At 53.5% G+C, this 6,931-nt stretch carries 4 protein-coding genes and 3 pseudogenes; 5 read left to right on the top strand and 2 right to left on the bottom strand.

Features of this window, described 5'->3' with window-relative positions; all coding sequences use genetic code 11:
- Nucleotides 1-65: 65 nt before the first annotated feature.
- From KEM39_RS12040 to KEM39_RS12030, 3 genes and pseudogenes are all read left to right on the top strand, one after another.
- Nucleotides 66-110, top strand: a pseudogene (locus KEM39_RS12040) (hypothetical protein); the annotation flags it as partial.
- A 21-nt stretch (nucleotides 111-131) separates the two neighbouring features.
- Complete coding sequence (locus KEM39_RS12035) at nucleotides 132-1,292, top strand: hypothetical protein (protein WP_118997909.1); 1,161 nt, start codon at nucleotides 132-134, stop codon at nucleotides 1,290-1,292.
- Nucleotides 1,268-1,321, top strand: a pseudogene (locus KEM39_RS12030) (hypothetical protein); the annotation flags it as partial. The gene KEM39_RS12035 and the pseudogene KEM39_RS12030, both read left to right, overlap by 25 nt.
- A gap of 126 nt (nucleotides 1,322-1,447) precedes the next feature.
- On the opposite strand, the pseudogene KEM39_RS12025 reads toward KEM39_RS12030, so the two are convergent.
- Nucleotides 1,448-2,301: pseudogene (locus tag KEM39_RS12025) on the bottom strand (pirin family protein).
- Between the two features lie 211 nt (nucleotides 2,302-2,512).
- Between KEM39_RS12025 and KEM39_RS07750 the strand changes: the two are divergent.
- Nucleotides 2,513-2,995, top strand: coding sequence for a DUF4189 domain-containing protein (locus tag KEM39_RS07750; RefSeq protein WP_118997908.1), 483 nt, complete (start codon nucleotides 2,513-2,515; stop codon nucleotides 2,993-2,995).
- Nucleotides 2,996-3,046: 51 nt separating this feature from the next.
- Here the strand turns inward: KEM39_RS07750 and KEM39_RS07745 are convergent, their stop codons facing one another.
- The gene (locus KEM39_RS07745; protein WP_118997907.1) at nucleotides 3,047-4,258 is read right to left on the bottom strand and encodes a uracil-xanthine permease family protein; all 1,212 of its coding nucleotides are present in this window, start codon (nucleotides 4,256-4,258) and stop codon (nucleotides 3,047-3,049) included.
- Nucleotides 4,259-4,480: 222 nt separating this feature from the next.
- Here KEM39_RS07745 and KEM39_RS07740 point away from each other — a divergent pair, with 222 nt between their 5' ends.
- On the top strand, nucleotides 4,481-6,919 hold the full coding sequence (locus tag KEM39_RS07740) for a DNA translocase FtsK (RefSeq protein WP_118997906.1): 2,439 nt from the start codon (nucleotides 4,481-4,483) through the stop codon (nucleotides 6,917-6,919).
- Nucleotides 6,920-6,931 lie beyond the last annotated feature (12 nt).

Here is a 6,931-nt window from a genome sequence, read left to right as displayed (position 1 = left end):
AGCTTAAAATCCTACGGGATTGGTGTGGAATTTAGGGCTAATCTAGTACAGCCCCAAATTCTAAGGCAAGCGGTAAAGATGCGGTTGCCATCGGTCATCAGGCAACAGCAGGCAAACACTCCGGATTCGGTGTGTCGATCGGTACGCATTCGTACATCGGTGAACAAAATACGAAACCGACACCGGAACGCTCAGGCTCATCCACACCGGAAGTTTTTGTAACCAGCGTGGTAAAAGAAATCGCGAAAAACCGGGCCAATGAAGGCAAATATTTCTGGTCGATCGTTGTCGGTACGGACTCCCGTTCCTATGGCTATCAAAAACACTGGGATTGGTGCTGGGGCTGGAGCCTATGCGGCCAACGGCGTTGCCATCGGTTTATCCGCCCGTATAAAGGAGATTTTGCTAGCGCAATCGGTTACAGATTACGTGCAAGCGGCAAACACGCCAGTGCTTTCGGCACAGGCAGCACCGCTACCGCAGAAGGCGGCTTGGCATTGGGTAACTTTGCCGTTGTGACAGAAAAAGGCGGCGTAGTGTTAGGTTCACATTCCAAAACCTCGGTTGCCGGTAATGTTTGGGGATACAATCTGCTGAAAAGTGCGGCTCAAACCCAAGACGATTTGATCGGCGGCAATAACGTTACTGCCTATGATACTGCCGTTCAAGAATTGGCAACGTTGAAATCCGGCGGCAGCGAAGTGGTAACGGAAAACAACTTTAAAACCATCTTCAACAAGTTTTATGAGTTTAAAGACGGCTTGAAAACCGAAGCCGATACAACGGATACCGACAAAACCATCGTTACCCTCGGTAAAGACGGCCTGAAAAATAATCCTGATTTTAAAGGGGATAAGGGCGATGAAGGCGGCGCGTGTGCAGATGGCAAGTCGGCGTTCGAAATTTGGAGAGAACTGCCGGGCAATACCGGCAAAACCGAAGCCGATTTTGCTGCTGCATTGAAGGGTGAAAAAGGTGATAAGGGCGATAAAGATGAAGCTGGTCAGGACGGTTCACCCGGAAAATCGGTTAAAGTGGCTTCAGACGGCAGTGGTAACATCCGCGTCGAAGAGAAGGCAGATCATATCGAAATTTCGCTGAATCCGAAACTTGGCAATCTTGATAGGGTGGAATCCAAAGAGTTTGTTGCCGGCGATGTTTCTGTCAATCTTTCCGGTGTGGTTATCGGCGGGGAGACAGCTGGGTCAGCCGTCCGGGTGCGGGTGGCTTGGGTGTCGGCGCGGGCTATTATGGCGGACGGTCTGCCATTTCGATCGGCGGTTCCCAAATGAGCGACAACGGACGCTGGATTTTCAAAGGTTCGGCTTCTGCAAATACCCAATGCAGATTCGGTGTCGGTGCGGGTCTGCCGTATCGGTGGCAGCTTGAAAGGGAAATGCCGTCTGAAGAAGTTTCAGACGGCATTTTTTTGCGGCTTGTCGGACAATCAATCTATTCTGCTAAACCTGCCGTTGCGGAAATCGGCGAAAGCCTGACGGATTTCTTCGGCAGTATTCATCACGAAAGGGCCGTATCCTGCCATCGATCCGTCAATCGGTACGCCGGAGGGCGGCAGGAGGCCGGCTGCTTCATTGCCGACGCGGATACGCACTTCACCGCCGATGCGCCCAAATCCGACCGGCTCTCTTGAATTTGCCCGTTCCTTGCCGTTGAAAACCGGTTTGCCGCGCAGAACAACGGTGGACGGGTTGTGCGTTTCAGGGGACGGCAAAAGCGGTTTCCTTATCTGCATGAATGGCGATGTCCCAAACGTTCACTTCCGTAAAGGTTTTGGCTGTTTCTTTTTCTTCCCCGTATTTTCCGGCAATCAGCCGCAAACTTCCTGCACCTTCGGGAAGCGCCGCAACGGGAATGGCGGCTTTGGCAAGGTGTAGGTAGCGGGGCGGAGTGTTCTTGTATCGGGGGGCAGATTGACTCAAGCTGTACCATTTCAAAAAGCCCGCCTGTTTTGTTGAAGCGTTCGGAATGGAATTCTTCATGGATGACGCCTGAACCGGCAGTCATCCATTGCACGCCGCCTCCTCTGTTTGAGTCGCGGTGTGCGGCTTCGCCGCGATAGGCGATGGTTACGGTTTCAAAATCTTTGTGTGTGGGGGGGGGAGACACCTCGGGGGTGCGGTTCGGATTGGGTGCAAATTCATAAGGTACGGCATAGTCGAGCATTAAAAACGGATTCGTTCCCCTGTCGTCGCCCATGTGGGAAAACAGAGACCGGACAGGGAAGCCGTCGCCTACCCGGTGTTGCCTGTCGGTACGGTAGATTTGTCTGACATTTCTCATGATGTATTCCTTTTTTAGTGTTATGCCGTCTTGAACGCTTTTTCAGACGGCATTTGAAGTGTTATTATGGGGTATACATGGGGCGTGCAGTATGCGGATGCCTGCCGGAAACGGCAATCCGTTTTGGAAGGCTAAACCGGCAAAGCAGGGATGTATTCTGTCTTTTTGTTTATAATGCAACAGAATTTGGACGAACCGTCGGGAATTTATCATGATGAAAAAGATACTGGCAGTATCGGCACTATGCCTGATGACTGCGGCGGCACGGGCTGCCGATACTTACGGCTATCTCGCCGTTTGGCAGAATCCGCAGAATGCGGACGATGTTTTGCAGGTTAAAACCACAAAAGAAGATTCGACGAAAGGCGAAGCGTTTGCCGAGTTGGAAGCCTTCTGCAAAGGTCAGGACACGCTTGCGGGCATTGCCGAAGACGAGCCGACCGGATGCCGGTCGGTCGTGTCGCTGAACAATACCTGTGTCGCGCTGGCATACCCGAAAGCCTTGGGCGCGATGCGCGTTGAAAACGCCGTCGTGATTACTTCTCCGCGTTTTACGAGCGTTCATCAGGTCGCACTCAACCAGTGCATCAAAAAATACGGCGCACAGGGACAATGCGGCTTGGAAACAGTGTATTGCACATCTTCTTCTTATTACGGCGGAACTGTGCGCTCTTTGATTCAAAATCTCAAATAAAACGGAAAATGCCGTCTGAAAGATGTTCAGACGGCATTTCCATATCAGCGGTCAGGATTCTTTCGGATCGGGCAGCAGGCTGTTCAACACAATGGCAAGTACGGCGCACAAGCCCACGCCGGCAAAGCTGAAGCTGCCCAATTTGAGCGTCATGCCGCCGATGCCCGTGGTCAGTACCGAGCTGACGATGACCAGGTTTTTCGGCAGCATCAAATCGACTTTGGCATCAATCAGGGTTTTGATGCCTAAAGAAGCAATCGTGCCGAACAGCAGCAGCATAATGCCGCCCATTACTGGCATCGGAATGGAAGCCAAAAACGCATTGAATTTGCCGAAAAACGCCATGCAGACGGCAAAAACCGCCGCCCAAGTCATAATGACGGGATTGCTGTTTTTGGTAATCATCACCGCACCCGTTACTTCGCCGTAGGTTGTAACCGGCGGGCCGCCGATCAGACCCGCAACGCACACGCCCAAGCCGTCGCCCGCAAGGGTTTTGTCCAAGCCCGGGTCTTTCGTATAGTCTTTCCCCGTCACATTGCCGATTGCCATGATGCCGCCGATGTGTTCGATGGCGGGGGCGACGGCAACGGGCAGCATAAACAGTGCCGCCTGCCAGTTGACCTGAGGCGTTTCAAAATGGGGAATGGCGAACCAGGGCGCGTGTGCAATGCTTGCCGTGTCCACCAGTCCCATCAGCAGTGCCAAAACATAACCCGAAGCGACACCGATCAAGATGGGAATCAGCTTCATCATCCTGCTGCCGAAAACCGATACGATGGCGGTAACGGCAAAGGTAAAGCCGGAAAGAATCAGCGAATCGGTATAGTCGATGACCTGTTTGCCGTCCGCCTGACCCATTGCCATGCTGCTTGCCGCCACGGCAACAGACAGACCGATGACCATGATGACGGGGCCGATGACGACCGGCGGCAGCAGTTTGTGTACCGCCGCCAGTCCGCGCCAACGGATCAGCGCAGCAAACACAAAATACATAAAGCCGGCGGCAAACAGTCCGAACATAGTGGAAGGCAGCCCCCATTCGCCGACGGAGTAGATGATCGGTGCGATAAAGGCAAACGAAGAACCGAGAAAAATCGGCACTTTACGTTTGGTTGTAATTTGGAACAGCAGCGTTCCCAAGCCTGCGCCCAAAAGTGCAAGAGCCGGATTCAGACCGGTCAGCAGGGGAACCAGCACCATTGCGCCGAATGCCACAAATAAAATCTGCGCGCCGGAAACGGCAAGTTTCAGTTGGTTCATACCATCTTCTTTCAATCGGTTCAAACGGCACGGATTATACTGGTTTGCCGAGGGTCTGCGTAAAAATACATATGGCGGGCAACAGATATGCCGTCTGAAAGGCAATGTCTGTCTGTTGCAGGATGAAAGCAGGAGAAATGGAGTATAATCCGACACTTTCCATATTCAATCCGCAAGCCGTCCGGCTTCCTTATTTCAGACGGCATTTTCCGGTAATACGGCATGACAGAAAAATCCCATAAAAAAACAGCAAAAGGCAGGGCGGGAAGCCCGTCCCCAACGTCCGCACGCAACAAGAAAGCCGACAACGGCGCACGGGGCAATAAAGTTTCCGAGCGGCTCAAGGCGGTCAAAGAGTTGCAGAAAACCGAAACCAAAAAGGCGCGTCCCGAACATGTCGTCAACCTTATCGGCGACGCACTGTGGCTGATGGGTTTGGCGGCAACCTTGTATTTGGCGATTTCCCTGATTAGTTTCGATATGGGCGATCCGTCTTGGTCGCACAGTTCGCCGGTTGTGGAAGATGTCGCCAATTGGGGCGGACTGTTCGGCGCATATGTTGCCGATGTCGGCTATTATCTTTTCGGCTGGTCATTCTGGTGGTGGATAGCGGCTGCCTGCGTCGTGCTGTATAAAAATTTCCGCCTGCACGCAAAACGGACGGAAAACGAGGCATACAACCACAAAATCGCTGCCGCCGCGCTGTTTGTCCTGACGGTCTTCAGCCCCGTCTTGGAGTATTTTGTGCTGGGCGGAAAATATGCCGACTCCCTGCCTGTCGGAGCAGGCGGTATGGTCGGCATACGCGTCGGCGCAGTGTTTGCGTGGCTGTTGGGGAGATCGGGCAGCCTGCTGATTATCCTGGTTGTTCTGCTGTTGTCGTTGTCCCTGCTGGTGCAGATTTCATGGCTGGAATTTTTGAACGGTGCGGGCAGGGCGGTTCAAAACCGTCTGAGTGCCTTATCCGGCAAGGTCATGGCTTTAGGAAAACGCCGGTCGAATACCAAAACAGACGGTGTCGATACCCAAAATACACGGCGAATGGTGAAAGAAGCCAAGAATATTACGGCCAAACCTGTTGCCTTGCCCGAAGGCAGCAGCAGCAACCGCAAATCCGTCGCGGTTTCCGTCGCGCCGCCGCCCAAAATTCAGGTTTCTCTGTTTGAAGATGACGAACCTCGGCAGGCGGGTGAATACCACAAGCCCGGCATAAACCTGCTGCGCCTGCCCGACGGCGAACCCGTCAGCATCAATCCCGCCGAATTGGAGCGCACTGCCGAACTGATCGAGTCCAAGCTGGCAGAATTCGGCATCGGCGTAGAAGTCGTATCCGCCACATCCGGTCCTGTGATTACGCGTTATGAAATCGAACCCGCGCAAGGCATAAAAGGCAGCCAAATCGTTGCCCTGTCTAAAGATTTGGCACGCTCTATGTCGCTGCAATCCGTGCGTATCGTCGAAACCATCGCAGGTAAAAACACGATGGGCATCGAGTTGCCCAACGACAAACGCCAAGACGTGATGTTGAGCGAAATCTTGTCCTCGCCCGTGTTTGCCGAAGCCAAATCCAAGCTGACCGTCGCGCTGGGCAAAGACATCGCCGGTACGTCCGTTGTCGGCGACTTGGCGAAAATGCCGCACCTTTTGGTCGCCGGCATGACCGGTTCGGGCAAGTCCGTCGGCGTGAACGGCATGATTATGTCTATGCTTTTCAAAGCTACGCCCGAAGAAGTCCGCTTCATTATGATAGACCCGAAAATGCTTGAGTTGAGCATTTACGACGGCATTCCGCACCTGCTCTGCCCGGTTGTAACCGATATGCGCGAAGCGGGGCAGGCGTTGAACTGGTGCGTTGCCGAAATGGAAAAACGCTACCGCCTGCTCTCCCACGCCGGTGTACGCAATCTGGAAGGCTTCAACCAAAAAGTCGAAGCCGCAAAAGCGGCAGGCAAGCCGCTGCTCAATCCGTTCAGCCTGACCCCCGACAGCCCCGAGCCTTTGGAAAAACTGCCGATGATCGTGGTCGTTATCGACGAACTTGCCGACCTGATGATGACGGAACGCAAAGCCGTCGAGCAGCAAATCGCCCGTCTCGCCCAAAAAGCGCGCGCCGCCGGTATCCATATGATTGTCGCCACCCAACGTCCCAGTGTCGATGTCGTTACCGGCCTGATTAAAGCCAACATCCCGACGCGTATGGCGTTTACCGTGCAAAGCAAAATCGACAGCCGTACCATCCTCGACCAAATGGGCGCGGACGAACTGCTGAAATACGGCGACTCCCTGTTCCTGCAACCGGGCAGTGCCGAACCGACCCGCCTGCAAGGCGCGTTTGTTTCAGACGACGAAGTGCATCAGGTTGTCAACTACGTCAAATCGCAAGCCCCAGCCGACTATATTGAAGGTCTGCTCAGCGGTGAGGCCGCGCTGGAAACTGCCAATATCGTTAATCCAAATGCAGACAGCGACGAATTGTTCGATCAGGCAGTCGCCTATGTTTTAGAAAGCAAAAAAACCTCCATTTCGTCTTTGCAGCGGCAGTTGCGTATCGGCTATAACCGAGCGGCAAACCTGATGGAGGCACTGGAAAATGCGGGTGTCGTTTCTCCCACCGACCTCAACGGCAGCCGTAAAATTTTGGCGCACAAGGACCATTTATAGCACCCATATCGC

The organism is Neisseria sp. Marseille-Q1983 (assembly GCF_018224585.1).
Classification (GTDB): Bacteria; Pseudomonadota; Gammaproteobacteria; order Burkholderiales; family Neisseriaceae; genus Neisseria; species Neisseria polysaccharea.
This window is presented reverse-complemented; position numbering and strand designations above follow the sequence as displayed.

Excerpts from the sequence above, each read along its gene's own strand:
- KEM39_RS07740 (WP_118997906.1), top strand. The coding sequence starts at position 4,481 with ATGACAGAAAAATCCCATAAAAAAACAGCAAAAGGCAGGGCGGGAAGC.
- KEM39_RS07745 (WP_118997907.1), bottom strand. The coding sequence starts at position 4,258 with ATGAACCAACTGAAACTTGCCGTTTCCGGCGCGCAGATTTTATTTGTG.
- KEM39_RS07750 (WP_118997908.1), top strand. The coding sequence starts at position 2,513 with ATGATGAAAAAGATACTGGCAGTATCGGCACTATGCCTGATGACTGCG.